Source organism: Sinorhizobium sp. CCBAU 05631, assembly GCF_002288505.1.
Taxonomy (GTDB): domain Bacteria; phylum Pseudomonadota; class Alphaproteobacteria; order Rhizobiales; family Rhizobiaceae; genus Sinorhizobium; species Sinorhizobium fredii_C.
In genome coordinates, this window is sequence record NZ_CP023063.1 from 3,979,539 (window position 1) to 4,005,385 (window position 25,847).

24 protein-coding genes and 1 pseudogene are annotated in these 25,847 nt (G+C 63.8%); 13 read left to right on the top strand and 12 right to left on the bottom strand.

Going from position 1 to position 25,847, the window contains the following annotated elements; translation table 11 throughout:
* Window positions 1-114 precede the first annotated feature (114 nt).
* The 7 genes from SS05631_RS19285 (at window position 115) to SS05631_RS19315 (ending at window position 7,559) form a co-directional block, all read left to right on the top strand.
* The gene (locus SS05631_RS19285) at window positions 115-1,035 is read left to right on the top strand and encodes an ABC transporter permease subunit (RefSeq protein WP_050988280.1); all 921 of its coding nucleotides are present in this window, start codon (window positions 115-117) and stop codon (window positions 1,033-1,035) included.
* Window positions 1,036-1,045: 10 nt separating this feature from the next.
* A complete protein-coding gene (gene ugpE, locus SS05631_RS19290) occupies window positions 1,046-1,888 on the top strand; it encodes a sn-glycerol-3-phosphate ABC transporter permease UgpE (protein WP_037421067.1) in 843 nt (280 codons plus the stop codon).
* 130 nt (window positions 1,889-2,018) lie between these two features.
* A complete protein-coding gene (locus tag SS05631_RS19295) occupies window positions 2,019-3,146 on the top strand; it encodes a sn-glycerol-3-phosphate import ATP-binding protein UgpC (RefSeq protein WP_037420952.1) in 1,128 nt (375 codons plus the stop codon).
* Window positions 3,143-4,135, top strand: a complete 993-nt coding sequence (locus SS05631_RS19300) for an endonuclease (protein ID WP_037420949.1) — start codon at window positions 3,143-3,145, stop codon at window positions 4,133-4,135. Before SS05631_RS19295 ends, SS05631_RS19300 begins: the two co-directional genes overlap by 4 nt.
* Before the next feature lie 177 nt (window positions 4,136-4,312).
* Window positions 4,313-5,260 carry a glutathione synthase gene (gene gshB, locus SS05631_RS19305; protein WP_037420946.1) on the top strand — a complete coding sequence of 316 codons (948 nt, stop codon included), beginning with the start codon at window positions 4,313-4,315 and terminating at the stop codon, window positions 5,258-5,260.
* A gap of 175 nt (window positions 5,261-5,435) precedes the next feature.
* Complete coding sequence (locus SS05631_RS19310) at window positions 5,436-6,968, top strand: YifB family Mg chelatase-like AAA ATPase (protein ID WP_037420943.1); 1,533 nt, start codon at window positions 5,436-5,438, stop codon at window positions 6,966-6,968.
* Window positions 6,969-7,118: 150 nt separating this feature from the next.
* Window positions 7,119-7,559: a hypothetical protein gene (locus tag SS05631_RS19315; RefSeq protein WP_144353212.1), complete on the top strand. Its 441-nt coding sequence runs from the start codon at window positions 7,119-7,121 to the stop codon at window positions 7,557-7,559.
* Between the two features lie 284 nt (window positions 7,560-7,843).
* Here the strand turns inward: SS05631_RS19315 and cysK are convergent, their stop codons facing one another.
* A complete protein-coding gene (cysK, locus tag SS05631_RS19325) occupies window positions 7,844-8,812 on the bottom strand; it encodes a cysteine synthase A (protein ID WP_037420937.1) in 969 nt (322 codons plus the stop codon).
* A gap of 282 nt (window positions 8,813-9,094) precedes the next feature.
* Here cysK and SS05631_RS19330 point away from each other — a divergent pair, with 282 nt between their 5' ends.
* Both SS05631_RS19330 and SS05631_RS19335 read left to right on the top strand, forming a co-directional pair.
* Window positions 9,095-9,727 (top strand): LysE family translocator, encoded by a 633-nt coding sequence (locus tag SS05631_RS19330; RefSeq protein ID WP_037420935.1) that lies wholly within the window; start codon window positions 9,095-9,097, stop codon window positions 9,725-9,727.
* A 74-nt stretch (window positions 9,728-9,801) separates the two neighbouring features.
* Window positions 9,802-10,539, top strand: coding sequence for a gamma-glutamylcyclotransferase (locus SS05631_RS19335; protein WP_037420933.1), 738 nt, complete (start codon window positions 9,802-9,804; stop codon window positions 10,537-10,539).
* Here SS05631_RS19335 and SS05631_RS19340 read toward each other — a convergent pair.
* Window positions 10,517-10,822, bottom strand: coding sequence for an NIPSNAP family protein (locus SS05631_RS19340; protein ID WP_037420930.1), 306 nt, complete (start codon window positions 10,820-10,822; stop codon window positions 10,517-10,519). The two genes, SS05631_RS19335 and SS05631_RS19340, sit on opposite strands and share 23 nt — an antisense overlap.
* Window positions 10,822-11,733: a DMT family transporter gene (locus tag SS05631_RS19345; protein ID WP_037420927.1), complete on the bottom strand. Its 912-nt coding sequence runs from the start codon at window positions 11,731-11,733 to the stop codon at window positions 10,822-10,824. The genes SS05631_RS19340 and SS05631_RS19345 overlap by 1 nt, the downstream gene beginning before the upstream one ends.
* A 136-nt stretch (window positions 11,734-11,869) precedes the next feature.
* Here SS05631_RS19345 and SS05631_RS19350 point away from each other — a divergent pair, with 136 nt between their 5' ends.
* Window positions 11,870-12,304, top strand: a complete 435-nt coding sequence (locus SS05631_RS19350; protein ID WP_037420924.1) for an Lrp/AsnC family transcriptional regulator — start codon at window positions 11,870-11,872, stop codon at window positions 12,302-12,304.
* 58 nt (window positions 12,305-12,362) lie between these two features.
* On the opposite strand, the gene dut is transcribed toward SS05631_RS19350, so the two are convergent.
* Window positions 12,363-12,839, bottom strand: coding sequence for a dUTP diphosphatase (gene dut / locus SS05631_RS19355; RefSeq protein ID WP_037420921.1), 477 nt, complete (start codon window positions 12,837-12,839; stop codon window positions 12,363-12,365).
* A 92-nt stretch (window positions 12,840-12,931) separates the two neighbouring features.
* Here dut and SS05631_RS19360 point away from each other — a divergent pair, with 92 nt between their 5' ends.
* Window positions 12,932-14,515: a peptide chain release factor 3 gene (locus SS05631_RS19360; RefSeq protein WP_037420918.1), complete on the top strand. Its 1,584-nt coding sequence runs from the start codon at window positions 12,932-12,934 to the stop codon at window positions 14,513-14,515.
* A 171-nt stretch (window positions 14,516-14,686) separates the two neighbouring features.
* Here SS05631_RS19360 and SS05631_RS19365 read toward each other — a convergent pair whose 3' ends face one another.
* The 3 genes and pseudogenes from SS05631_RS19365 to SS05631_RS19375 all read right to left on the bottom strand — a co-directional run.
* The gene (locus SS05631_RS19365; RefSeq protein ID WP_037420915.1) at window positions 14,687-15,367 is read right to left on the bottom strand and encodes a phenylalanine--tRNA ligase beta subunit-related protein; all 681 of its coding nucleotides are present in this window, start codon (window positions 15,365-15,367) and stop codon (window positions 14,687-14,689) included.
* Window positions 15,368-15,381: 14 nt separating this feature from the next.
* On the bottom strand, window positions 15,382-16,293 hold the full coding sequence (locus tag SS05631_RS19370) for a DMT family transporter (protein ID WP_095678049.1): 912 nt from the start codon (window positions 16,291-16,293) through the stop codon (window positions 15,382-15,384).
* Window positions 16,294-16,472: 179 nt separating this feature from the next.
* Window positions 16,473-17,279, bottom strand: a pseudogene (locus SS05631_RS19375) (AraC family transcriptional regulator); the annotation flags it as partial.
* 102 nt (window positions 17,280-17,381) lie between these two features.
* Here SS05631_RS19375 and SS05631_RS19380 point away from each other — a divergent pair.
* Window positions 17,382-17,906, top strand: a complete 525-nt coding sequence (locus SS05631_RS19380; RefSeq protein WP_037420913.1) for a helix-turn-helix transcriptional regulator — start codon at window positions 17,382-17,384, stop codon at window positions 17,904-17,906.
* Between the two features lie 75 nt (window positions 17,907-17,981).
* Complete coding sequence (locus tag SS05631_RS19385; RefSeq protein WP_037420910.1) at window positions 17,982-18,965, top strand: NAD(P)-dependent oxidoreductase; 984 nt, start codon at window positions 17,982-17,984, stop codon at window positions 18,963-18,965.
* Between the two features lie 261 nt (window positions 18,966-19,226).
* Here SS05631_RS19385 and SS05631_RS19390 read toward each other — a convergent pair whose 3' ends face one another.
* The 5 genes from SS05631_RS19390 to iolC all read right to left on the bottom strand — a co-directional run bounded on the left by SS05631_RS19390 (window position 19,227) and on the right by iolC (window position 25,775).
* Window positions 19,227-19,631 (bottom strand): GFA family protein, encoded by a 405-nt coding sequence (locus SS05631_RS19390; protein ID WP_037420907.1) that lies wholly within the window; start codon window positions 19,629-19,631, stop codon window positions 19,227-19,229.
* An 80-nt stretch (window positions 19,632-19,711) separates the two neighbouring features.
* A complete protein-coding gene (iolB, locus tag SS05631_RS19395; RefSeq protein WP_037420904.1) occupies window positions 19,712-20,512 on the bottom strand; it encodes a 5-deoxy-glucuronate isomerase in 801 nt (266 codons plus the stop codon).
* 191 nt (window positions 20,513-20,703) lie between these two features.
* Window positions 20,704-21,603 (bottom strand): myo-inosose-2 dehydratase, encoded by a 900-nt coding sequence (iolE, locus tag SS05631_RS19400; protein ID WP_037420901.1) that lies wholly within the window; start codon window positions 21,601-21,603, stop codon window positions 20,704-20,706.
* 264 nt (window positions 21,604-21,867) lie between these two features.
* Window positions 21,868-23,721, bottom strand: coding sequence for a 3D-(3,5/4)-trihydroxycyclohexane-1,2-dione acylhydrolase (decyclizing) (gene iolD / locus SS05631_RS19405; protein WP_037421056.1), 1,854 nt, complete (start codon window positions 23,719-23,721; stop codon window positions 21,868-21,870).
* A gap of 110 nt (window positions 23,722-23,831) precedes the next feature.
* Window positions 23,832-25,775 carry a 5-dehydro-2-deoxygluconokinase gene (iolC, locus tag SS05631_RS19410; RefSeq protein WP_037420898.1) on the bottom strand — a complete coding sequence of 648 codons (1,944 nt, stop codon included), beginning with the start codon at window positions 25,773-25,775 and terminating at the stop codon, window positions 23,832-23,834.
* Window positions 25,776-25,847 lie beyond the last annotated feature (72 nt).

Consider the following 25,847-nt stretch of genomic DNA (forward strand, 5'->3'; position numbering starts at 1 on the left):
GAGGCGAGCCCCTCACCATTCCCCTTTCCCCGCGCGCGGGGAAAGGGGAATGCCGCCGACAATGGAGCGTCCCTTCTCCCCGCCAGTGCGGGGAGAAGGTGGCCGGCAGGCCGGATGAGGGGCCGCTCCAAAGATCAAGGACAGCAGGCAGCCGCCAAGCGCGTGCAATTCGCCTCGCCTTTCCTGCCCTATCTCTTTCTCGCGCCGCAGCTCGCGATCATCTTCGTGTTCTTTTACTGGCCGTCTGCCCAGGCGATCCAGTCCTCCTTCTATCTCGAGGATCCGTTCGGTTTCGGCTCCACCTTCGTCGGCCTCACGAACTATGCCGACGTCCTGAAGTCGACCGAGTATTTCGGCATAGCGCGGTTCACGGCCATCTTCACCGCCCTCGTCACCTTCTTCGCGCTGGCGATCGGGCTCCTGCTCGCCGTCAAGGCGGACGGCGTCATTCGCGGCAACGCGACCTACAAGACGCTGCTCATCTGGGTCTATGCGATCGCCCCGCCTGTCGCCGGCCTGATCGGCATGATGTTCTTCAACCAGCATATCGGCCCGCTCGTCGAATTCGCCCGCTGGTTCGGTTGGGACATCAAAGTCGGGCTCGATTATTTCGACACGGCCTTCGCGATGATCGTCGTCGCGGTCTGGAAGCAAATCCCCTACAACTTCATCTTCTTCCTTTCGGGACTTCAGGGCATTCCGGTGTCGGTGCGCGAGGCGGCGGCGATCGATTGCCGCTCGGAAATGCGCCGCTTCTGGACGGTCATCCTGCCGCTGCTGGCGCCGACTGCCTTCTTCCTGCTGATCATCAACGTCACCTATGCGCTTTTCGATACGTTCGGCATCATCGACGTGATGGTGAAGGACAAGGCCGCCAACAACCCGATCACGCTCGTCTACAAAGTCTACATGGACGGCTTCCGCGGCAACGATCTCGGCGGCTCCTCGGCGCAATCGGTGATCCTCATGCTGATCGTCCTGGTGCTCACCGTCTTCCAGTTCCGCTTCATCGAGCGGCGCGTGCACTATAATTGAGGTGATGCCGATGCATCGCACCCGTTTGCTCGACCACGTCATTCTTCTGATCGGCGTCTTCATCATGGTGATGCCCGTCGTCGTCGCCTTCATGACCTCGACCCACGAGGCGGCAGACATCCACCGCAATGGCCTCAGTCTCACCTGGGGCGGCCATTTCGCCGAGACTTATGAGACGGTTCTGGCCCGCGAGGGCGGTTTCACCGGCAAGGTCACCGGCTTCAACATGATGCTGAACTCCATGATCCTCGGCCTCGGCTTTGCCGTCGGCAAGATCGTGCTCTCGATGCTGGCGGCCTATGCGATCGTCTATTTCCGCTTTCCGCTGGCGAGCTTGTTCTTCTGGGTGATCTTCACGACGCTGCTCCTGCCGCTCGAGGTCCGCATCCTGCCCTCCTACGAGGTGATGAATGCCCTGAGGCTGACGAACACCTATACCGGGCTGATCGTGCCGCTTCTCGCCTCTGCGACCGGCACCTTCTATTTCCGCCAATTCTTCAAGTCGGTACCGGACGAACTCCTAGAGGCGGCGCGGATCGACGGCGCGGGGCCGTTCAAGTTCTTCATCGACGTGCTGGTGCCGCTGTCGCGCACCATGATGGCGGCGATCTTCATCATCATGTTCGTCTACGGCTGGAACCAGTATCTCTGGCCGACACTGATGACGACGGACGAGGGCTTCTTCACGCTGGTGCGCGGCATCAAGCAGATCCTGCTCGTCTGGGTCGGCTCCAACATTCCCGATTACAACGAGGCCTTTGCGCTGGCCATCCTCGCCATGCTGCCGCCGGTGATAATCGTCGTCATGTTCCAGCGCTGGTTCATCAAGGGACTTACTGAGAGCGACAAATAGAGCATTTCCCGGCGAAGTGTGCAGCGGTTCGCCGTCGGAAATGCGCAGACACAAAGTGGAACGACCGGAGGCGCGGCGGGTTTTAGATCCGTTCCCGCTCCGCATTCCTCATTGACCAACGGAGCTAGCCATGGCGGCGATCGATATCGCAGAGGTCTCTAAAATCTACTCGGGCAATGTCGAGGCCGTAAAGTCGGTCTCGATCGACATTGCCGACGGCGAGTTCATCGTGCTCGTAGGCCCCTCCGGCTGCGGCAAGTCCACGCTTCTGCGCATGGTCGCCGGGCTGGAGACGATCTCGAAAGGCAGCGTGACGATCGGCACGCGCCTCGTCAACGATGTCGATCCGGCCGAACGCGACATCGCCATGGTCTTCCAGAATTATGCGCTCTATCCGCACATGACGGTTTACCAGAACCTGGCCTATGGCCTCAGGAACCGGAAGACGCCGAAGGCGGAGATCGACGCGCGCGTCGCGGAAGCCGCGCGGATGCTGGAGATCGAGCCCTATCTCGACCGCAAACCGCGGGCGCTTTCGGGCGGCCAGCGCCAGCGCGTCGCCATGGGTCGGGCGATCGTCCGCAAGCCGGCCGCTTTTCTCTTCGACGAGCCGCTTTCGAACCTCGATGCGAAGCTGCGGGTCTCGATGCGCGGCGAGATCAAGCGGTTGCAGAAGCGGCTCGGTACCACCTCGCTCTACGTGACCCACGACCAGCTTGAGGCGATGACGCTCGCCGATCGGCTGGTGGTGCTGAACGGCGGCCGCATCGAGCAGATCGGCCGGCCGCTCGAGGTCTATCACGCACCGGCCTCGACTTTCGTCGCGAGCTTCATCGGCTCGCCGGCGATGAACCTCCTCAAGGGCATGCTCGAAGGCGGCCGCCTGCATATCGGCACGCATGCGATCGACCTCGACTATCCGGCGCCGACCCGGGGGCCGGTGACCGTCGGGCTCAGGGCGGAAGACTTGCGCCCGGCATCTGCCGGCGAGCAGGCCTTGCTCTTCCGCGTCGACTATGTCGAGGAACTCGGAGCACAACGCCTGGTGCACGGCGCGGTCGAGGATCAGCCGCTGACCGTCGCGTTGCCGCCGGAAACGCCGCTTTCCAGCGAGCTTGCCATCGCCATCCCGATGGATCGCCTGCATTTCTTCTCGGCGGAGAACGGCAAGCGGCTTCATCGTCAAGAGCGGACGGATGGCATGGCCGGTGCCGCGCCGGCCCGTCCGCACGCCGTGAATTTGGAGCCTGTGTCGTGATTGAGAAAGCCGTATCGACCCTTGCTGTTCCTTCGCGAGAGCACCGCGAGGGCATTGCCCGGACGGAACGCAGCATCCCTACCCATGACGCGATCATGGCCGGGATCGAGGCGATGAACACGATCGAGGTCGGCGGCGCCGCCACGACGCCAGCGCCGCTTGCCTTTCCCTTCACTGTTGCTGCCTGGAACCTCGAGCGCTGCCTGTTTCCCGAAGAAAGCGCCGAGCATCTCCGCGCGACCGGGGCGCGGCTCGTGCTGCTTTCGGAGATGGACAACGGCATGGCCCGCACCGGCCAGCGCCACACGACGGCCGAGATTGCGAGCGCGTTGGAAATGCAATACGCCTACGGCGTCGAGTTCATCGAGCTCGGCCTCGGCTCCGATACCGAGCGCGAATTCTGCAAGGACGACTTCAACGACAAGGGCTTCCACGGCAATGCCTTGCTGACCGCCGTGCCCCTCCGGCGTCCCTTCCTGTTGCGGCTTTGCGGGGAGCGCCTGTGGTTCAGGGACGACACCGATCAGCCGCGTCTCGGCGAGCGCTGCGCCGTCGGTGCCGTGATCGAGACCGAAGCGGGTCCCTTCGTCGCCGTTTCCACGCATTTGGAAAGTGCCACGACCGCCGCCTATCGCGAGCGGCAGATGAAGGAACTGATCGATCAGCTGGACACCACCTTTCCCGAACTTCCGATCCTGACCGGCGGCGATCTCAATACGGGAAACCATATCGGCGGCGATTTCGAGGCGGAGGGCCTCTTTGCGGCGAGCGCTGCACGCGGCTTCACCCGCCACGGCGGACCGCTCGATCAGATGACCACCCGTCCGAGCCTGATCACCCGTTGGCCGAAACGGGCGATGAAGCTCGACTGGTTCTTAGCGCGGGGGCTGAAGATCGGCGAGAGCCGCATCGTTCCCTCGCTCGACACCTCAGGGCGGCCGCTCTCCGATCACGACCTCATCACCTGCCTCGTCGAGGGTTTCCAATAGGCGCCGGTCTCCTTGCCTAAGCGCCTTGCGCATTCTACATGTGGCGGGCCTCCTGTGGCGGTGTCCGCCGTTGCGGGTGCATGATCGTCGCGGTAGCGCTTTGAATTGCTGTATGATTTCGCCGAAGCGATTTCCGCCTTGGGCGAATGCGGCAGGGGAACCAACGGGAACGGGAAAATGGCAGGAATCGTCAATGTCGGGGTCCAAATGGACCATGTCTCGGGCATCACCATTGCGGGCGATTCCACCTTTGCCATGAGCCTCGAGGCACAGGCGCGCGGGTACCGGCTGTTCCACTACACGCCCGACAAGCTGTCGCTGCGTGACGGCAAGGTCTATGCGACCGCGCAGCAGATGACGCTGCGCGACGTCAAGGGCGACCATTTCACGCTGGACGAGCCCGAGCGGATCGATCTTTCGACCATGGACGTCATCCTGCTTCGCCAGGATCCGCCCTTCGACATGGCCTATATCACCTCGACGCATCTTCTGGAGCGGCTTCACCCGAAGACGCTCGTCGTCAACGACCCGGCCTGGGTGCGCAATTCGCCGGAGAAAATCTTCGTCACCGAATTTCCCGACCTGATGCCGCGGACGCTGATCACGCGGGATGCGAGCGAGATCGCCCGCTTCCGCGAGGAGATGGGCGACATCATCCTGAAGCCGCTCTACGGCAATGGCGGCGCCGGAGTCTTCCATTCGGCGCGCGACGATCGCAATCTCTCGTCGCTGCTTGAAATGTTCGGCCAGATGTTTCGCGAGCCCTTCATTGCTCAGGAATATCTGCCGGCGGTCCGAAAGGGCGACAAACGCATCCTGCTCGTCGATGGCGAGCCGGTTGGCGCCATCAACCGCGTCCCGGCCGAACACGACGCCCGCTCCAACATGCATGTCGGCGGCCGCGCCGAGGCGACCGAGCTCACCGCTCGCGAGAAGGAAATCTGCGCCCGCATCGGACCGGCGCTGAAAGAACGCGGCTTCCTCTTCGTCGGCATTGATGTCATCGGGGATTACATGACCGAAATCAACGTCACTTCGCCGACTGGCATCCGCGAGGTCAAGAAGTTCGGCGGCGCCGATGTCGCCGGCATGCTCTGGGATGCAATCGAAAAGAAACGCGGCTGACCTCCGCAATCGTTTAGGAACGTTCGACCTGCCCGATCGGCATGCCGCCGGCACGCCGATTTCACCTCACGCGCGTTTGTTCTATTATTGTTCTTGTTTTTAAGCGCGTACCGTGCAAGATTTGGCTTGCTACCGGCGGCGGTTGTGCGGTGCAGGCTGGAGCAATGGGGGCATCATGGTCGCGCGCGTCAGCACGGTTGCGTTTCAGGGTATCGAGGGCGTTCCGGTCGACGTCCAGGTAATGGTGGCTCCTGGCAAGGTCGGCATGCAGATCGTCGGGCTGCCGGACAAGGCCGTTGCCGAAAGCCGCGAACGCGTCCAGGCGGCGCTGCACGCCTCGGGCCTGGCGCTGCCGGCCAAGCGGGTCACCGTCAATCTGGCGCCGGCCGACCTGCCCAAGGAAGGCAGCCATTTCGACCTCGCCATCGCGCTCGGCCTGATGGCGGCGCTCGGCGCCATCCCAGCGGATGCACTTTCCGGCTATGTGGTCATTGGCGAGCTCAATCTCGACGGCACGATCGCTCCAGTTGCCGGCGCGCTGCCGGCGGCGATCGGGGCCAATGGACTCGGCAAGGGGCTGATCTGCCCCGCCCAAAGCGGCGCTGAAGCGGCCTGGGCCGGCGCCGAGATCGATATCCTGGCGCCGCGCAGCCTGATTGCCATCGCCAATCATTTCCGCGGCACGCAGGTGCTCTCCCGCCCCGAACCGGCAGTCCGGGCGGCCGCCGCCGATCTTCCCGATCTCGCCGACATCAAGGGCCAGGAAAGCGCCAAACGGGCGCTGGAGGTCGCGGCCGCCGGCAATCACAATCTCCTGATGGTAGGCCCTCCCGGTTCCGGCAAGTCGATGCTGGCGTCGCGTCTGCCGTCCATCCTGCCGCCGCTCTCCCCAGCCGAACTGCTCGAAGTGTCGATGATCCATTCGATCGCCGGGCAATTGGCGGGCGGCAAGCTCTCCGACCGCCGGCCGTTCCGTGCGCCGCACCATTCCGCCACCATGGCGGCGCTGATCGGCGGCGGTTTGCGGGCAAAACCCGGGGAGGCGTCGCTCGCCCATCATGGCGTCCTGTTTCTCGACGAGTTTCCGGAGTTTCCCCCGCAGGTGCTCGATGCGCTGCGCCAGCCGCTCGAAACCGCCGAATGCGTCATTGCGCGCGCCAATCACCGTGTGAGCTACCCGGCGGCGATCCAGCTCGTCGCCGCGATGAACCCCTGCCGCTGCGGCATGGCCGGCGAGCCGGGCCGCAGCTGCGCCCGCGGCCCGCGCTGCATGGCCGATTACCAGGCGCGGATTTCCGGTCCGCTGATGGACCGCATCGATATCCGCATCGACGTGCCCGCCGTCAGTGCCGCCGACCTCATCCGCCCCGGCACGGCGGAGGCAAGCGCCGTCGTCGCGCGCCGCGTCGCCCGCGCCCGCGAGTTGCAGCGGGGTCGCTTCGCCGCCCTCGGCCATCCGGAATTGACGAGCAATGCCCGGGCATCGACGGCGATGATCGAGAGAATCGCCGAACCCGACTCGGCGGGGCTGCAGCTCCTCAGGGACGCCGCGGAAAAGATGAAGTTCTCGGCGCGCGGCTATCACCGTGTGCTGAAGGTGGCCCGCACGCTCGCCGATCTCGACGAAGCACCGACCGTCGGACGGATCCATCTCGCCGAAGCGATCTCCTATCGCGTCGCCGGCGAGCGCCTGCCGGTAGCGGCGTAGCGCTCGCCTGGCCCAGTTGCACAAATCCAAGTCCATCTCTCAAGGCCCGCTATCGTGTTCCCCTTCAACGGCACCTTCCAACCAAACGGTTTCGTTATGCCGCTCGCCCTTGTGGCAGGCATTCTCCTTGGACCGGCCGTGGGGTCGGCAGTGTCCGAGAACCCAAGCAAGCTCTCCTATGGGGCGAGAATCGGCATGACGATGACGATCGTTTCGAAGGAGGGAATTGGAACGGCAAACGCTGTGATCCGCCTGAAGCACACGCCGCAGGACGCGAAAGTCTTCTGCGTCGAATATCTCCGCGATGACTCGTTGCGCTGCATTGGAGACGTGATCGCGACGACGAAGCTCGCTGACCGCGTCACCGGCAATTGCGTCGAGCGCACCTGGACGGACATGCATGGCTCCAGCTATTCCTTTCACGGCTCCGCCAGGCAGTCTCCTGAAATGATCAAGAAAGGGCTGCTGTCGGAGACGGACTATCTCATCCGCCGCGACGGTGACGAGGCTTTTCTCCCAAACCTTTCGCTTGCCTCCTACGCCGAGAGGCTCGAAATTTTTCAAAGCCTTTGCCCCGGAATTGCGAAATAGCGCCCCGAAACGCCGAAGCGTGCTGCACTACAGCGTCCGCGCCCTTTCAGGCGATCGCGATCAGCGACGGCGGGATGAACCTTTCATCGCCGAGTTCGCCTCGAAGATGAGATCGATGAGGGAGGTGCGGAGAATGCGAAAGCGGCTTCGACCAAGGCCGACCTCATGAACAAGCCCGGCGATTGGCACGAGATCGTCGTGTCGCTGAACAGCGAAGGGATCGAGCGCGGTATGGGCGGAAAACCGAGCACCTCCTCTCATCCCGCTCCGCAGTGCCCGCGCCTCTACCCGCCCAGCCCCTCGAAAAGCACCGTCGAAAGATAACGCTCCGCAAAGGACGGAATGATCACCACGATCATCTTGCCGGCATTCTCCTCGCGCCGGCCGACTTCGATCGCCGCCTGGAGCGCGGCGCCGGAGGAGATACCGACCGGCACGCCTTCGAGCGTGGCGACGAGCCGTGCCACTTCGACCGCTTCGCCCGCATTCACGGTGACGACCTCGTCATAGATCGAGGTGTCGAGGATCGGCGGCGCGAAGCCAGCGCCGATGCCCTGGATCTTGTGCGGTCCCGGCGTGCCGCCCGAGAGAACCGGCGACTCCTCGGGCTCGACGGCAATCACCTTGACCGACGGCTTGCGCGCCTTCAGCACTTGACCGGCGCCGGTGATCGTGCCGCCGGTGCCGATGCCGGAAACAAGGATATCGACGCTGCCTTCGGTGTCGTTCCAGATTTCCTCGGCGGTCGTCCTGCGATGGATTTCCGGATTGGCCGGGTTTTCGAACTGTTGCGGGATGATGGCGTCGGGCAGCGTCTCGGTGAGTTCCTGCGCCTTGGCGATGGCGCCCTTCATGCCCTTTGCCCCTTCGGTCAGCACCAATTCGGCGCCGAGCAGCGACAGCATCTTGCGCCGCTCGACCGACATCGTTTCGGGCATGGTGAGGATCAGCCTGTAGCCTTTAGCGGCGGCCACGAAGGCAAGCGCTATGCCGGTATTGCCCGATGTCGGCTCGATCAGCGTCGTCCGGCCGGGCTCGATCTTGCCTTCCGCCTCAAGCGCTTCGATCATCGCGACGCCGATGCGGTCCTTGACCGAGGCGATCGGATTGAAGAACTCGAGCTTGGCAAGCAGGTTCGCCTTCACGCCCTTTTCGCTGGCGAGCCTGTCCAGCCGCACGATGGGAGTGTCGCCGATCGTTTCGGTGATTGATGAAAAGACGCGGCCGCGGCCGGGCTTGCGCGCTTCTGGCATTGTGCTTCTCCCGTTGCTCAAGATGGTTGTCATGAGAATAGGAACAATCAACGGTCCATTCCAGAGCGGGAAAGCGCCGGATGCGGGCAGGCGGAGGAAAAAGCGATAGCAAACCCGCCGGTTGGAGCATGTTTTTCCGGTCGGTGGATAGCACGGCGTGGAAAGTTCCGCTTGAGAACGCCGCACCATCGCTCGCAAAAATTGACCCGGTGACAAGAACGGCGTTGCTAGCGACTCGTTGAGCCGTGCACGTTCCGGAAAAACTGCGGAAGGGGAACGGCCTTGCCCGAAACTCACAATCTCATCGGCTTCGCGCTGATTGCGCTCGGCATGGTACTGACGCCGGGACCGAACATGATCTACCTGATCTCCCGTTCGATCTGCCAAGGCCCGGGCGCCGGCCTTGTCTCGCTCGGCGGCGTGGCACTCGGCTTCGTCTTCTACATGGTCTTCGCCGCGCTCGGCATCACCGCCCTGTTGCTCGCGGTTCCCTTCGCCCACAACGTGCTGTGCTTCGCCGGCGCACTCTATCTCCTCTTCCTCGCCTGGCAGGCCGTGAAGCCCGGCGGTCGCTCGCCGTTCCAGGTCCGCGACCTGCCGCAGGACGGACCGCGCAAGCTCTTCGTCATGGGCCTCGTCACCAGCCTGCTCAATCCGAAGGTGGCGGCGCTCTACCTTTCGCTGCTGCCGCAGTTCATCCGACCGGAATCCGGAAGCGTGCTCCTGCAGTCGCTCGTTTTCGGCAGCCTGCAGATCGCAATCAGCGTCAGCGTCAATGCGCTGATCGCGGCGACCGCCGGGTCGATCGCCGCCTTCCTCGCAGGCCGGCCCCTCTTCATGCTGGTGCAGCGCTGGATGATGAGCACCGTGCTCGCCGGCCTCGCCGTCAGCATGGCTGCCGAGGCGCGCCGGTAGGCGAGGTCACCCGTGAAAGGCCAGCTTGCACCCGGGGGACCGTTGCGCGATCCTCTTCGGCGGAGATTTTGACCATGTCCGGCAGATCAACATCCTTCAGCTTGACCGCGGCCCATGTTGCGCAGGTCCACAGAGCGATTGCGGACGGCGGTCCGGGATCCGGAGCGCAACTGCACACAGATGCGGACTATGACCACTGGGTGGCGCGGATAATGAAGTGCCATCCGGCTCCGGGCTTGCCAACCTTGCTCTTCGCCTATGGATCACTGATCTGGAGGCCGGAGATCGAGCATGTCAGGGAAGAGATCGGCATCGCCCGGGGCTGGCATCGTTCGTTCTGCTTGCGGATGCTTCGCTTTCGGGGAACACCCGATGAGCCGGGTCTGATGATGGCCCTCGACCGCGGCGGGCAGTGCCGCGGCGTTCTCTACGAACTGCCGAACGACGACCTCGAAGGCCAGCTCGGAAGGCTGTTCCGGCGTGAGTTCACCTATAAGCCGCCCAACAGCATGCCCCGCTGGATCAAGGTCGAGACGGGGCAGGGATCCGTTCCCGCTCTGGGTTTCGTCATGAACCGCGCTTCGTCATTCTATGCCGGAAGCCTTCCTCTCGAGGCCGTCGCCGAAGTCCTGGCGCGCGCCTGCGGTCATGTCGGCTCGGGCGCGGAGTATCTCCTCAACACGGTAACGCATCTTGAAGCCAGGGGCATTCGAGATCGCAATTTGTGGCGCCTACAAGCGCTCGTAGCGGAGTGCATCGAGCGCGATCGAGCCGCGGCGTCAAGCGAGCTCATTCAAACACTGGACGCATGAAGCTGCGCTCGTAGCTAAGAATGCAGCGCGTCTCCTCGGCATAGGCGAAGGCCGCTTGGCATTCAGGATCGGCGTCCATCTGCTCGCGATAGGTCTCGTAGGCTGCGAGCGAGGGAAAGCTGAAGAGCGCGAGCGCAATATTGTTGGCGCCCTCATGCGGCATGAAATAGCCGTGATGGCTGCCGCCGAGCCGGTTCACCAGCGGAATCCAGAGCTTGGCGTAATGCTCGAATTCCTTGAGCTTGTAAGGATCGATGACGTATTTCAAATAGCAGGTGATCATCAGGCACTCCGTTCGGCGTGCTGCTTGATACGTGGGGCCGAACGAAGCGTCCAGCCGAGATTGGTGCCGGCCGCTGCCAGCAGGATCGCGGCCGATCCCAGGATCTGCACGGGCTGCAATTGGTGCCCGAAGGCAATGCGGTCGACCAGGATTGCGGCGATAGGGTAGATGAAAGAAAGCGCGCCCGTCACATGGGTCGGCAGCCGCTGGATCGCGCCATAGAGCAGGATGTACATGATGCCGGTGTGGACGACGCCGATGGTGATCAGCAAGGTCCACTGGATTGCGCTCTGCGGCAGCGGCGCCGTCATGGCAAAGGGGGCGAGCATCGCCGCGCCGGTCAAGACCTGGATCAGCGCGATAAGCTGCGGCGGCGTGCCCTTGAGCAGCTTGGTGACGATCGCCGCAATGGCGTAGAAGAAGGCGGCGCCGAGCGAGAGGGCGATCCCTGCGAGATAATGACCGGTTCCGGCTCCGCCCGCCGGCTTTGCGGAGACGATCGCCAGCATGCCGATGAAGGCGACCGAGAGCCAGAACAGCTTGGTTGGGGTGATCTTCTCGCCGAGGAAAAGCGCCCCGAGCCCGAGCAGCATGAAGGGCTGCGTGTTGTAGACCATCGTCGCAATCGAGATCGAGGCGTGCGAATAGGCTTCGAAAAGCAGCAGCCAGTTGATGACGATCGCCACACCGCCGAGCACGGAAAGCCCGACGACCTTCGGACGCAAGTGCCTGAGATCGATGAGGCCGAGGGCTGCGGCAAGGATTGCGAGCGTCACGGCCCCGAAGACGCAGCGCCAGAAGACGACGCCGGCGACCGGCTGTCCCGACATCAGTACGAACCAGCCGATCGTTCCCGATATCAGCATTGCCGCCGTCATTTCCGCGCTTCCGCGCCGCAAATCCTTGTTCATCGCTCTCGCTCCACTGATGACTTGACCGCCAGAGTAATGAGTCTGCTGATGCGAATATATGGATTGGCGAAGGAGATTGTGAGAGAATGCCTAATTGTGTAAGGGGAACTTCCCAAGTTGACTTACGGAGTTGCCGATGCTGGACGAACTTGACCGTCGTATCCTGGAAATTCTCGCCGCGAACGCCCGCGTGTCGCTGAAGGAACTCGCGCTGGAAGCGGGGCTCTCCTCGCCGAGCGCTGCCGAGAGGCTGCGCAAGCTAGAGGAGCGTGGCGTGATCAACGGCTTTACCGTCTCCGTCAACCCGGCGCGGCTCGGCTATCCGCTGCAGGCGGTGGTCCGCGTCCGGCCGATGCCGGGCATGCTGCACATCGTCGAAAAGCTGATCCAGGAGACACCGGAAATCGTCGAATGCGACAAGATCACCGGTGACGATTGCTTCATCGCCAAGATGCTCGTCCGTGACATGGGCGAGCTCGACACGATCCTCGATCGCATCGCCGAAAAGGCGCAGACCAACACCTCGATCGTTAAGTCGACGCCGGTCAAGCGGCGCCTGCCGCCGCTATAGATTCTTGTTTATGCATGTCGTTATCCCAAAACCGCTGCACACTTTTGGCGGACATGCATCAGTTAGCTCCCGTCGAGCCGAAACCGCCGGCGCCGCGCTCGGTCGGCGCGGCGCCGTCTGCCTCGCGGATCGCCACCTGGATCACCGGGGCGATCACCATCTGGGCGATGCGGATGCCGCGCTCGACGATGAAATCCGTCTCGCCGAGATTGATGAGCAGCACCTTCACTTCGCCGCGATAGTCGCTGTCGATCGTGCCCGGCGTGTTGAGGCAAGTGATGCCGTGCTTGAAGGCAAGTCCGGAGCGCGGTCGCACCTGGCCCTCGTGGCCGGCGGGGATCTCGAAGATGAAGCCCGTGGGCACCAGCGCGCGAGCGCCGGGCGCAATCGTCATCGGCTGATCAGCGGGCACGGCGGCTCGCAGGTCCATGCCCGCGGCCCCGGCCGTCTCATAGGCAGGCAGGTCGAGGTCTCGCGCGTGCGGCAGACGGACGAGAGCGAGAGCAGGGTGGTCTATGGAATCGTGCATGGCCATTCCGCCATAAGCAGGATCGGTCTCCCGGCAGTCAATTGCATATTGCCGTCCGAGCCTGTAAAGGACGCGGCAACTCACAGGATACTCAGATCATGGCCGAAAGCATTGCCGAGGCGGTTTCCCGCCGCCGCACATTTGCGATCATTTCGCACCCGGACGCCGGTAAGACGACCCTCACCGAAAAGCTGCTGCTCTTCGGCGGCGCGATCCAGCTCGCCGGCGAGGTGAAGGCCAAGAAGGACCGCATCCAGACCCGTTCCGACTGGATGAAGATCGAGCGCGAGCGCGGCATCTCGGTCGTCACCTCGGTGATGACCTTCGAATACGACGACACGGTCTTCAACCTGCTCGACACGCCCGGTCACGAGGACTTTGCCGACGATACCTATCGCACGCTGACGGCGGTCGACGCGGCCGTCATGGTGATCGACGCCGCCAAGGGCATCGAGCCGCGCACGCTCAAGCTCTTCGAGGTGTGCCGCCTGCGCGACATTCCGATCATTACCTTCGTCAACAAGATGGACCGCGAGAGCCGCGACCCCTTCGAGATCCTCGACGAGGTCGAGCAAAAGCTGGCACTCGACTGTGCGCCGGTCACTTGGCCGATCGGCCGTTCGAAAACCTTCTGCGGCACGTATCATCTTGCCACCAACGAGGTGCGCGGCGCCGACACGCAGGAGCGGCTGACCAAGGTCAACGATCCGGAAATGGCCTCGCATCGCCTGCCGGAGAACGAGCGCGACGCCTTCATCGAGGAGACGATGCTGGCGATCGAGGCCTGCAAGCCCTTCGACCGCAAAGCCTTCCTCGAGGGCCATCTGACGCCGGTCTTCTTCGGCTCGGCGCTCCGCAATTTCGGCGTTCGCGACCTGATCAATGCGCTCAGCGACTTCGCGCCGCCGCCGCGCGCCCAGGTCGCCGACATCCGCACCGTCGAGGCGACCGACGACCGGATGACCGCCTTCGTCTTCAAAATCCAGGCGAACATGGACCCGAACCACCGCGATCGCATCGCCTTCGTCCGTGTCTGCTCGGGCAAGCTCGAGCGCGGCATGAAGGCGCGCCTGTCGCGCACCGGCAAGCAGATGGGGCTTACCGCCCCGCAGTTCTTCTTTGCCTCGCAGCGCCAGCTCGCCGATATGGCCTTTGCCGGCGACGTGGTGGGCATCCCGAACCACGGCACGCTTCGGATCGGCGATACGCTGACGGAAGGCGAGCCGCTCGTTTTCCAAGGCGTGCCGAACTTCGCGCCGGAAATCCTCCGCCGCGTGCGGCTCGAGGACGCGATGAAGGCGAAGAAGCTGAAGGAGGCGCTGCAGCAGATGGCGGAGGAGGGCGTCGTGCAGCTCTTCTCCCCCGATGACGGTGCGCCTGCCATCGTCGGCGTTGTCGGCGCGCTGCAGCTCGACGTGCTGAAGGAGCGCCTGCAGGCGGAATACGGCCTGCCCGTCTCCTTCGAAATGTCGCGTTTCTCCGTCTGCCGCTGGGTCTCCGCCGACAATCCCGCCGAACTCGAAAAGTTTATCGCGGCGCGGCGCGGCGACATCGCCCGCGACCTCGATGGCGACCCGGTGTTCATGGCCCAGGACGGCTTCTCGCTGCGCTACGAGTCGGAACGCTACCCGGCGATCAAAATGGTGGCGATCAAGGAATATCACGTCGCCAAGGCGGCGTGATCGACCCCCACGAGAATGACATTCGCAGCGCGAGAATCAGTTGGGCGCAGCAAGTGATGGAACGCCTCCATCAAGCATGGATTTGATCCTCGCTGTCGCGGTTGGAACGCGCCTTAGCCGTTCAAAGCTTTTTGGCAGCAGTGAGGCGATGACCAAGCGAATGGTGGCCGTTCAGCAATCAAGACGCGGCGCCGTTCGGCCCAATATCGCGCATCGAGGCTCGACGGACCAGACGGTGCGGATGGCGGCGCCGAGTTCGTCGGTCAGCCGTTTCACGTCGGCCGCCGCGCCGGCATGCAGCGCCTCGGCGACGACCAGCACGCGCTTTGTCTCGTCGCGCACGGCCGAATAACCGCTCTGGCGGTTGGTCCAGCGTCGCGCATGGGCACGTTTCTCGGCGTCGGTGAAGATGACCTCCCGCGGCTCAGGATGTTCGATGTCGCCGGCAAATGTCATGTAGACCTCGTCGCCGTCAGCGTGCCGCACCTCGAGATGGGCCGCCACCTTGTCGAGATCGAAGACTGCGATCGGAATGGCAAAGGCGAGCGAAGCCGCATTGCAAAGATCGATCAGCGGATGGATTTTGGGTAGTGTTCCCTCCTTCCTGAACCGCCTGAGCAGCGCCTCGGAGGCTGTCGGCTTCATCCCCATGCGCGAAAAGGCGCGGCGCCAGGCCTGTATTTCGGGAAGATCACCCTCTGCGGCTTCTGCAAGTCGGGCTTTCGCGACGGCCTCGAACTCAGTGGCATGGGCCGCGACGGGCACGTCCCGATGGATGCCCTCGACATGGAGGACGCCCGCCGCAAGTTCGGGGAACTCTGTCCAGATATCGGTCGAGTGACGGAAATGCATGAGACTGCTCCTGTTCAATGAGGTTCGGGTCGTATCCGTAGGCTGCCCGGAGTCGTCGGTCTGGAAAGGCCGATGCAGAGCACCGCGGCAAGGACGCAGCCGATGCCGAGCAGCTGATGACGAGTCAGCGGCTCGCCGAGCACCGCAAAGGCGAAAAGCACGGCGGATACGGGCGCAAGCGCTGTGAAGACCGACGCTTCGGTACCGCTCACCTTGGCCAGCCCCGCATACCAGAGCAGGAAGCCGCCGACGGTCGGCACCAGTGCATAATACGCGACGGCGGCAATGGCGGCCGTGGTTATCGATCCGGCCCAGGGAACCTCCGCAAGCGCAATCGGCGCGGCGATCACGCCGCCGAGGCCGGCCATCAGACTGGATAGGGTCAGCGGTGGGATTGCGCGCTTCAAACGCTTGTTGAGGAGGATGAACAGCCCTTCGCAGATGACGGCGCAGAAGATCAGCACGCTACCGGTGAGCGAATGCATGCCGCCGGTCTCCGATCGAAAAACGATCGTCAGCACGCCTGCGGCGGCAAGAGCGATCGCGAGAAGCGTCGAAGGATGCGGTCTTTCACCAAGAATGACGATGGCGATCGCCGCCGAGACGACGGGAAGCGTACCGATGATCACGCCGGCATCTGCCGCGGGGGTGAGCTTCAAGCCGGAAATGAGCAGGGTCGTATAGCCGACGCTGCCGGCGCCGGCCTGCAGAAAAAGGATGAGCCAGTCGCCCCTTGGGAGCCGCGGCCACGGCGTTCGGGTTCGCCGCATCAGCAGCAGCAAGAGCGGGAAGGCGATGGCGAAACGCAGCGCCGTTGCGGTGAAAGGCGGCAGGCCGGCCGCGATGATCTTGCTCGCAGCAACCGTGCTCCCCACAAGAACCATCGCGAGAGAAAGATAGAAGTATCCCTGAGCTTGCTTCGACATGCTGCCCGCCATCCGTGATTGCTGACGGCAGAAAATCGGATCGGGGGGCGGAGGTCTTGAACGGAATTGCAGGTCCTAAAGCGCGTCGCATTCAACCATATTCATGCCACGCGCTTTGGGTCTTTGTTTTTGTGCATGTCGATGTCCCAAAACCGCTGCGCACTTTTGGGCGGCATGCCGACAGCCCGCGCATAGGCGCCTGGCGAAAACCCATATTTGCGGACGAATAGCCGCGTCATATGGCTCTGGTCGGCAAAACCGCCGGCAATCGCCGCCTCCGCAAGCGGCGTGCTCTCGCCGATCAGCCGACGGACGATATCGATGCGCCGTTGCATGAGATAGGCATGCGGCGTCAGGCCGGTCGCCTTGGCAAAGCCGCGCACGACCTGGAAGCGGCTCAAGCCGCTTTCGCGGGCGAGGTCCGCCAAGGTGAGCGGCGTCAGCGGATCCTCGTCGATCAGACTGATCGCCGCTGCGATCGAAGCGGGCACTTTTTGCCCGGTGGCGGATCGGGGGACAAGATGCATCGCCTCGGCAAGCAACGTCACCGCCAGTTCTTCCCAGCGAAGCGTCGCCTCGGCGCCGTCTGCGGTCGCTGCAGCCGCGAAGAGGGCGCGAAAGCGGGCCGCGAGGACAACGTTGCGGATGACCGGAACGGCGAACTCGCAGGTCCGCATTCGTCCTTCGCTGATGTCGCTGACGACAGCCTCGATCAGCGACGGCGCGAGATAGAGCATCCGCCAGGAGCGACCGGCGTCGCCGACCGGCGCGCCGTCGTGGACCTCGCCCGGATTGACGGTGATCACGTCGCCGGCTTCCGCCTCGACGGTGCCGCGCCCACTCAGCGAACTCTGCGCGCCTTGGTGAATGAGGCCGATGCCGAATTGCTCATGGGTGTGGCGCGCGAAGCGATGGCGTGTCGCGGCTTCGACCACGTCGACCCCGTCAATGCGGCGCGGCATCACCCTGAATTGGCCTTTCATCACGATCCGATCGCCGTCTGTGTTCTTCGTTGGGCCCGATGCTGGTATAGCCTTTCCGTTGTCCTGCGGCAAAGCGGCACGCGGTTCGGCTTCGAGGAGGTGGCAATGCTTTACACAGGACGCGCGTTGAAGCGCTTGCGCCTCATGCGCGGCATCAAGCAGAGCCACGTGGCGGAGCTCCTGGGCGTCACGCAGGCGACGGTATCGCGCTGGGAGACCGGCGTCCTGATGCCCGCCGAGGATCAGCGAGCCGCTCTCGAACGCCTCTTCGCACCTCAGGCATCCGCCGCCGATGCGGCCATCAGGCGGCTCGTCGAAACCTCGACAGCGCGCGTCCATCTGATTTGCGACCACTCGCATCGGCTGCTGGCGGCGTCGCCGGCCCGGCGGAAGGAATGGCGACGAGATATGCTCGGAACGCCGATGTTCCGTTATGCGTCGGAGGGCATTCAGCAGGCTGAGGCGACGCTTCAAGACCTTGGCTGGTATCACGGCCAGACGTCGTCGCTTGTCGTCGCGACGGGGCCGAACGGCCGCGACGACGTGCCGATCCTCGCGGGCAGCGTGCTGTGGGAACGCATTCCACTTTCGGACGGAGCGATCGGCCGCCTGGTGACGACGCTGACGTGATCGCGGGGGTATAATTTATGCCTTGTCGCTCCTCGCCGGCCGCGTTTAGCCTTCCAGGAAACGAGGAGCGAACGGATGACAATTCTGGTGACGGGAAGCGCTGGCCATCTCGGCGAGGCGCTGATGCGAGTATTGCGCCGGGCGGGGCGCCCTGTGCGCGGTGTCGACATCAAGCCCTCGGAATTCAGCGACCATCTCGGCTCGATCGCCGATCCCGCCTTCGTCCGGCACGCCGTCAAGGGCGTGCGAGCCGTCATCCATGCGGCGACACTGCACAAACCGCATGTGGCGACGCACGGCTATTCGGAATTCGTCGATACCAATATCACCGGGACGCTCAACCTGCTCGAGGCCGCAGCCGATGCGGGCGTCGGCGCCTTCGTCTTTACCAGCACCACCAGCGCTTTCGGTTCCGCGCTGACGCCGGCGCCTGGCGCGCCGGCCGCCTGGATCACCGAGGATGTCACGCCGATTCCACGCAATATCTACGGCACAAGCAAGCTTGCGGCGGAAGGACTCTGCGAACTCTTCGCCCGGCGGCACCGGCTGCCCACCATCATTCTGCGCACCTCCCGATTTTTTCCCGAGGCCGACGACGATGCGGAAATCCGGGGCCGCTATGAAACGGAGAATGCTCAGGCGAACGAACTCCTCTACCGCCGGGCCGATATCGAAGACGTGGTGAGCGCGCATCTGGCGGCGGTGGAGCGGGCAGAGGAGATTGGCTTCGGGCGCTATATCGTCTCGGCGCCGACGCCCTTTTCGCCTAACGACCTGGCCGAGCTCAGGACGGACGCCGCGCGCGTCGTCCTGCGCCGATTCCCGGAATGCGAAGCGTTCTATGCAGAGCGGGGCTGGAAGCTCTTTCCGTCGATCGACCGGGTTTATGTGAGTGCCCGGGCAATCTCGTCTCTCGGCTGGCGGCCCAAATATGATTTCCGGCACGCGCTTTCTTGCCTTCGCCGGGATGAGGATTTCCGAAGTCCCTTGGCGCGTGAGATCGGCTCGAAGGGCTACCATGATACGGTGTTCGCCGAGGGGCCCTATCCGGTGGCGTAGTGGTACGCGGAGATTGCGCGGCGTCGGATCTGCGGAGTACCCCTGGGTCGCACCCCCCTCTGCCCTGCCGGGCATCTACCCCGCATGGGGGGAGATCGGCAAGCGGCGATGTCCTGCTCAATCAACTACACTGAGACATGCCGTTGCCTCGGCGACCTCGGCATTGTCGAATTTAAGGTCGGCCAAGGCATTGCTTCTGGCCAATCTCCACCCTTGTGAGGGAGATGCCCGGCAGGGCAGAGGGGGTATCAACACCCTCTCTTATTCCCGCGGCCGCCCCGGCAGCGCGCTTATGTCGCCGACCCAAGGCAGGGCGGAGGAGCACCAGATCTGCGAACGCGGCGTGAGTTCGGCCCGCTGGTTGATCGTGCCGACACGGATGCCGATCTCCTCCGCGTCCTCATCCGTGCCCGTGGTATAGACCGGCGAGCCGCATTGCGGGCAGAAGAATTGCAGCCTTTTGCGCCCGTTCTCGGCGATCTTGACGTAGAGCTTCGGTTCGCCGCCGGTGAGCCGGAAGGAGGCGCGCGGCGCGCTCGCGGTCACGCGATAGGCGGAACCGGTGAGTTTCTGGCAATCGGTGCAGTGACAGATCGAGACGTCCTCGGGATCGATTTCCGCCTCATAGGTGACGAAGCCGCAATGGCACTGGCCGTCGATGTGCATGGGAGGGCTCCTCGTCGCTTTGCCTCAGCAAGATACGATAGGGCGCCCGCCCGTTTCGTCGAGTGTATTGCCGCCCCGGCTCAGATGCCGGTGAACAGCCACTCGTGTTCCTTGGCATTGTGGAACTTCCAGATCCGCTTCGGCCCGGCCATGACGTTGAGATAATACGAGTCGTAGCCGTGAACGGCGGCGACCGGATGGTAGCCCTTCGGGACGAGCGCCACGTCGCCGTCTTCCACCGCCATGGTCTCGTCGAGCGATCGGTCGTCCGTGTAGACGCGCTGCATGGCAAAGCCCTGCGGCGGGTTGAGGCGGTGGTAATAGGTTTCCTCGAGATAGCTTTCGGCCGGCAGGTTGTCCTGGTCGTGCTTGTGCGGCGGGTAGGAGGAGGTGTGGCCGCCCGGCGTGATCACCTCGACGACCAGCAGCGACTGAGCCGAGCCGTCGTCCTCCGGCATGATATTGGTGACGTAGCGGGTATTGGTGCCCTTGCCGCGCGTCATCTGCGGATGCGTGCCGGGGTGGATCACCTTCGCCTCGAAGCCTTCGCCACCGGGTGCGGAGCAGACGGCGAGCTCGAGGTCGGTCGTGGCTTCGGCCTGCCATGCGCTGCCCTTCGGCACATAGACGGCATAGGGCTGACCCTCGAAGGGCGTCATGCGCTCGCCGAGTTCGCCGAAATCCTCGCCGTCGACGGAGATCTTCGCCCTGCCGCTGACGAGCACCAGGCAGAATTCCTTCTCGCCCGCTTCGCCGCCGGTCTTTTCCCCTGGCTTCAGCCGGTTAAGCGCGAAACCGACATAGGTCCAGCCGGCGCTCTCCGGCGTGATGTCCTGGACCAGACCGGTTTGCGCCTTCGGTTTGACGAGCAGTTTGGACATGTGACGGTCTCCTTATTTTCTTCCTTGTAGCCGCGTCTCGGCCCGCCCCTTTCCTCGGGTTTAACCCGAAGACTAACCCTCTCCCTGCAGGGGGAGAGGGGACTTTAAGTGGCGCTGCATATCCCTTCTCCCCGCGAGCGGGGAGAAGGTGGCGGCAGCCGGATGAGGGGGCGCTGCCAACGAATAAGAGCTTACTTGTCCAGCCCCGCTTCCTTCGCAAACGCCTTCAACGATTTCAGGCCCAAGGACTGGTATTCGAACGGATTGCGCACCGCCGAATCCTGCTCGGCCTCGATCACCAGCCAGCCATCATAGCCGTGTTCGGCGGCGATTTTCAGCACCGGCAGGAAGTCGACACCGCCTTCGGCATCGCCGGGTACCGTGAAGACGCCGCGGCGCACGCCTTCGAGGAATGAGAGTCCTTCGCCTTCAACCACTTTGCGGACCGCCGGACGGACGTTCTTGCAATGAATGTGACGGACGCGGTCCATGTATTTCTTCGCCACTTCCACCGGATCGGAGCCGCCGAACCAGGCGTGCCCGGTGTCGAGCAGCAGCTTCGTCGCCGGCCCTGTGTTTTCCATCAACAGGTCGATCTCCTCGCCGCTCTGGACGATCGTGCCCATGTGGTGGTGATAGACGAGGTCGATGCCCTGGTCGGCGCAATACTCAGCGATCACCTCGAGATCCGCGCCGAAATTCTTCCACTGATCGGCCGGCAGCACCGGCTTGTCCCTGACGAGCGACCTGGAATCGTCGCCATGGATGGCGTTCGAGGTCTCGCAGACGATCGCCACCTTGCAGCCATTGTGCTTCAAAAGATCGAGATGCGGCTGGATCGCCTTTTTCTCGGCCTCGACGTCATGGGTCAAGAGATTGGTCGAGTGCCAGCCGGAGACGAAGACGAGGTCGTAGGATCCGAGCTTCTGCTTCAGCGCCTCCGGATCGGACGGCATCTTGTGGCCCTTCTCGATGCCGTCGAAGCCGATCTTCTGGCAATCGGAAAGGCAGTCCTCGAGCGTCAGATGCGCGCCGATCGAGTGGTCGTCGTCATTGCTCCAGGCGATCGGGTTGGTTCCGTAGCGGATCATGGGTCTCACTTTCTGGTTTGTCTGCTCGAAGCGGCTGCTTCGTTATCTTTTGGCACAATGCCCCTCAACCGGCTGCCGCCACCTTCTCCCCGCTTGCGGGGAGAAGGGATGTGACCGCGCTGTCCGAAGTCCCCTCTCCCCGCCTGCGGGGAGAGGGCTAGTCCTCGGGTTAAACCCGAGGAGAGGGGCATCTTGCGCCCTGTCCTTTGTGGCCGAACATGAAAGGGCGCCCGCGCGAAAACGTGGGGCGCCCTTTCATTGAATTTAACCGAAGCGCTGCGACTGCAGTGCCTTCTCGTAACCTTCGCGGGCCGCCTTCACCTGCTCGCGCTCCGAAACTTCCGGAACTGCGACGTCCCACCAATGGCCGCCGGCCTCGGTCGTGATCAGCGGATGGGTGTCGATGACGATCACCGTGGTGCGGGCCTCGTTGGCGGTTTCGGCAAGCGCCGCTTCGAGTTCCGGGATCGAGCCGACCTTGCGGGTGACCGCCCCCATGGCGGCGGCATGCGCGGCGAAGTCGATCTGCGGCAGTTCGACGTGATGCGTGTCCTGAAGCAGGTTGTTGAAGTTCGCCCCGCCGGTCTCCATCTGCAGCCGGTTGATGCAGCCATAGCCGGCATTGTCCAGCAGCACGATGGTGAACTTTGCGCCGAGCATGATCGAGGAGGCGATCTCCGAGTTCAGCATCATGTAGCTGCCGTCGCCGACCATGACGATGACGTCGCGCTCAGGCCTGGCGAGCTTGACGCCGAGGCCGCCGGCGACCTCGTAGCCCATGGTCGAGAAGCCGTATTCCATGTGGTAGCCGCCGGGCTCTTCCGCCTGCCAGAGCTTGTGCAGCTCGCCGGGCAGACCGCCAGCCGCGCAGACGAGCGTCGTATTGTTGCCGCCGCGGGCGCGCTGGACGGCGCCGATCACCTGGGCATCGGAGGGCAGCGCCGCATTGGTCGTCGCCGTCGCCTTGTCGGCCGCGGCCATCCATTCGGCCTTGCCGGCCTTCGCCTTCTCCGTCCAGCTCCGGTCGACCTTGTAGCCGCCCAGTCCGCCGGACAGGCGGTTGAGGCCGACCCGCGCGTCGCAGATCAGCGGCAGGCCGTTGTGCTTGCCGGCGTCGAAGGGCTGGACATTGAGGCCGATGATTTTCAGCTCGTCGTTCTTGAAGAGCGCCCAGGAACCGGTGGTGAAGTCCTGCAGCCGCGATCCGACGGCGAGCACCAGGTCGGTCTCCTCGGCAAGTGCATTGGAAGCGGAGGTTCCGGTGACGCCGACCGATCCCATGTTCAGCGGATGCGAATGCGGCAGGGCCGACTTGCCGGCCTGCGTCTCGACCACCGGAATTCCGTACTTTTCGGCGAAAGCCGCGAGGTCGCTCGTCGCTTCCGAATAGAGCACGCCGCCGCCGGCGATGATGATCGGCTTTTTCGCGGCCCTCAGCAATTCAATCGCCGAAGCCAGCTCGTCGAGATCGGGCTCGATGCGCCGCGGCACCCAGACCTTCTCGTCGAAAAAGGATTCCGGATAGTCATAGGCTTCCGCCTGAACGTCCTGGCAGAGCGACAGCGTCACCGGGCCGCAATCGGCTGGATCGGTCAGCACCTGCATGGCGCGGCGAAGCGCCGGAATGATCTGTTCCGGGCGGGTAATGCGGTCGAAATAGCGCGACACCGGACGGAAGCAGTCATTGGCCGAAATCGTCGCATCGCCGAAGCTTTCCACCTGCTGCAGCACCGGATCGGGCCGGCGGTTGGCGAAAACGTCGCCGGGCAGGAACAGGACAGGCAGGCGGTTGACGTGGGCAAGGGCCGCCGAAGTGACCATGTTGAGGGCGCCGGGGCCGATCGAGCTCGTGCAAGCCATGAAGCGGCGGCGGAAGCTCGCCTTGGCAAAGGCGATCGCAGCGTTCGCCATGCCCTGCTCGTTCTGGGAGCGGTAGGTCGGCAGGGTTTCGCGGATGGCATAGAGTGCCTCGCCGACGCCTGCGACGTTGCCATGGCCGAAGATCGCGAAGACGCCGCCGAAGATCGGCACGCGCTTGCCGTCGATGATGGTCATCTGCCGGGTCATGAACCGCGCCACGGCCTGTGCCATGGTCAGGCGCACGGTTTTCTGGCTCATCTTGAATTTCCTCCAGGTGGCGAAGTCCGCTCCGCCCATTGTCATTTTTGATGCCGCAGGTCGGCTATAGGTAGAGCAGGCTTCGGGTGCTTCCCACGTCCTTGTCCTGCTTAGGCAGCCTTGGTTTCACCCAAGCGCAGCCAGAGATCCACCAGCGCCTTGAACTTCGCCGCCATGTCGGCCACGGCCTCGTCGTCGCTCATCGACCCGGTGAGCCAGCTCTTGGCGGCGTCGGCAAAGATCGTCCGGCCGACGGCAAATCCTTTCACCGACGTCGACGTCCTCGCCGCCGCGAACCCGTCCTTCAGCACGTCGTAAGGGGCCTCGAGGCCGAGCAGGACGACGCCCCGGCAGAGCGGGTCACGGTTTTCGATGACGGCGTCGATGGCCGCCCAGGCGCCGCGGCTCGCCTGCGGCTCGAGCTTCCACCAATCGGGTTTCAGGCCGGCATCATAGAGCTCGTTCAGCGCCCGCGGTATCGTGTCGTCCTCAAGCGGTCCGTGCTTGCCGGCGATGATTTCGATCAGGATCTCGCGGCCGACCTTGCGGGCCGCCTCGAAGGCCGAACGAAGCTTGGCGATCTGCGCGGCCTTCATTTCGGCCGGATCGTCCGGATGGTAGAAGGAGAGCACCTTGATGCAGTGATCGACGGGCCAGTCGATAAGCCGGCTGCCGAGATCCTGGCTGAATTCGAACTGCAGCGGCCGCGAGCCCGGTAGCTCGATCGGCTTGCCGATCCAGAAATCGCGGTAGGCACCGGCGGCATAAAGCGCGTCTCGGCCGTATTTGTCGTCGATCAGCATGCCGAAGCCGGGCCGGCCGGCGGCCACTTCAGCAGCGGCCTTGACGGCGAGCGCCTTGAAAGCCGGGATGCGCGCCAGCAGTTCCGGCTTGCCCTCGGCGATATCCTCCAGCTGGCTGCGGTGGTCGATGGCGAGCGCCATCAGCAGCGGAATGTCGCGGCGGCGCGTCGTCGCCCAGTGCACGTGGTTAATCGCCTCGTCCTTGCGCAGCGCCTTTTCCTTGCTGCCGTGCTCCAGGAAATACTGCAATTCAGTCCAGGTCGGGATCTCCGGCGCGCAGAGCAGCCGCGATACCGCGAACGCGCCGCAGGCATTGGCCCAGGTGGCCGAGGTCGCATGCGGCTCGCCCTTCAACCAGCCGCGCAGGAAGCCGGACATGAAGGCGTCGCCGGCGCCGAGCACGTTATAGACTTCGATCGGGAAGCCCTTGCCGACAATGCCGTCCTCGAGATCGTCCGAGATCGGCCCGTCATAGACAATGCAGCCCATCGGTCCGCGCTTCAAGACGATCGTCGCGTTCGACAGCGACCGGATGGTCTTCAAGGCTTGCAGCAGGTCGCTCTCCCCAGACGCGATGAGCACCTCTTCCTCGGTGCCGACGATCAGGTCGCAATCGCCGAGCACGGTCTTCAGATGTGCCGAGACGCGGTCGGACGCGATGTAGCGGCTTTCGCCGGCATCGTGGCCCGCGAGACCCCAGAGGTTCGGGCGATAGTCGATGTCGAAGACGATCTGCGCGCCGCTTTCCCTGGCGATCCGGATCGCCTTGCGCTGCGCGGCATCGGTGTTGGGCTTCGAGAAATGCGTGCCGGTGACGAGGACCGCGCGGGCGGAGCGGATGAAGTCCTCCGCGATGTCATCTTCATTGAGCGCGTTGTCGGCGCAATTGTCGCGATAGAAGAGCAGCGGAAACGACTTTTCGTTCTCGACGGAGAGGATCGCGAGTGCGGTCAGCCGTTCCGGATCGATGACGATGCCGCGCGTCTCCACGCCCTCGCGTTGCAACTGTTCGCGGATGAAGCGGCCCATCTGCTCGTTGCCGACGCGCGTCAGCAGCGCCGATTTGAGCCCGAGGCGCGCGGTGCCAACCGAAATATTGCAGGGGCAGCCGCCGACCGATTTGGCGAAGCTCGCCACGTCCTCAAGCCGCGTGCCGATCTGCTGACCGTAAAGGTCGACCGAGGCTCTGCCGATGGTGATGATGTCGAGGGGCTTGGCGCCCTTTGCCGATGCCGATGGAATCTGGCTCACTGCTTCCTCCCCGCGGACGCCGCGCCGGCGCCGACAGATTTCTTTAGGTGCTGGGCGATGAGTGTATGAAAC

Bases quoted from the DNA above. Each gene is read 5' to 3' on its own strand.
- SS05631_RS19285 (WP_050988280.1), top strand. From the start codon at position 115: ATGAGGGGCCGCTCCAAAGATCAAGGACAGCAGGCAGCCGCCAAGCGC.
- ugpE (WP_037421067.1), top strand. From the start codon at position 1,046: ATGCATCGCACCCGTTTGCTCGACCACGTCATTCTTCTGATCGGCGTC.
- SS05631_RS19295 (WP_037420952.1), top strand. From the start codon at position 2,019: ATGGCGGCGATCGATATCGCAGAGGTCTCTAAAATCTACTCGGGCAAT.
- gshB (WP_037420946.1), top strand. From the start codon at position 4,313: ATGGCAGGAATCGTCAATGTCGGGGTCCAAATGGACCATGTCTCGGGC.
- SS05631_RS19310 (WP_037420943.1), top strand. From the start codon at position 5,436: ATGGTCGCGCGCGTCAGCACGGTTGCGTTTCAGGGTATCGAGGGCGTT.
- cysK (WP_037420937.1), bottom strand. From the start codon at position 8,812: ATGCCAGAAGCGCGCAAGCCCGGCCGCGGCCGCGTCTTTTCATCAATC.
- SS05631_RS19335 (WP_037420933.1), top strand. From the start codon at position 9,802: ATGTCCGGCAGATCAACATCCTTCAGCTTGACCGCGGCCCATGTTGCG.
- SS05631_RS19340 (WP_037420930.1), bottom strand. From the start codon at position 10,822: ATGATCACCTGCTATTTGAAATACGTCATCGATCCTTACAAGCTCAAG.
- SS05631_RS19345 (WP_037420927.1), bottom strand. From the start codon at position 11,733: ATGAACAAGGATTTGCGGCGCGGAAGCGCGGAAATGACGGCGGCAATG.
- SS05631_RS19350 (WP_037420924.1), top strand. From the start codon at position 11,870: ATGCTGGACGAACTTGACCGTCGTATCCTGGAAATTCTCGCCGCGAAC.
- dut (WP_037420921.1), bottom strand. From the start codon at position 12,839: ATGGCCATGCACGATTCCATAGACCACCCTGCTCTCGCTCTCGTCCGT.
- SS05631_RS19360 (WP_037420918.1), top strand. From the start codon at position 12,932: ATGGCCGAAAGCATTGCCGAGGCGGTTTCCCGCCGCCGCACATTTGCG.
- SS05631_RS19365 (WP_037420915.1), bottom strand. From the start codon at position 15,367: ATGCATTTCCGTCACTCGACCGATATCTGGACAGAGTTCCCCGAACTT.
- SS05631_RS19370 (WP_095678049.1), bottom strand. From the start codon at position 16,293: ATGTCGAAGCAAGCTCAGGGATACTTCTATCTTTCTCTCGCGATGGTT.
- SS05631_RS19380 (WP_037420913.1), top strand. From the start codon at position 17,382: ATGCTTTACACAGGACGCGCGTTGAAGCGCTTGCGCCTCATGCGCGGC.
- SS05631_RS19385 (WP_037420910.1), top strand. From the start codon at position 17,982: ATGACAATTCTGGTGACGGGAAGCGCTGGCCATCTCGGCGAGGCGCTG.
- SS05631_RS19390 (WP_037420907.1), bottom strand. From the start codon at position 19,631: ATGCACATCGACGGCCAGTGCCATTGCGGCTTCGTCACCTATGAGGCG.
- iolB (WP_037420904.1), bottom strand. From the start codon at position 20,512: ATGTCCAAACTGCTCGTCAAACCGAAGGCGCAAACCGGTCTGGTCCAG.
- iolE (WP_037420901.1), bottom strand. From the start codon at position 21,603: ATGATCCGCTACGGAACCAACCCGATCGCCTGGAGCAATGACGACGAC.
- iolD (WP_037421056.1), bottom strand. From the start codon at position 23,721: ATGAGCCAGAAAACCGTGCGCCTGACCATGGCACAGGCCGTGGCGCGG.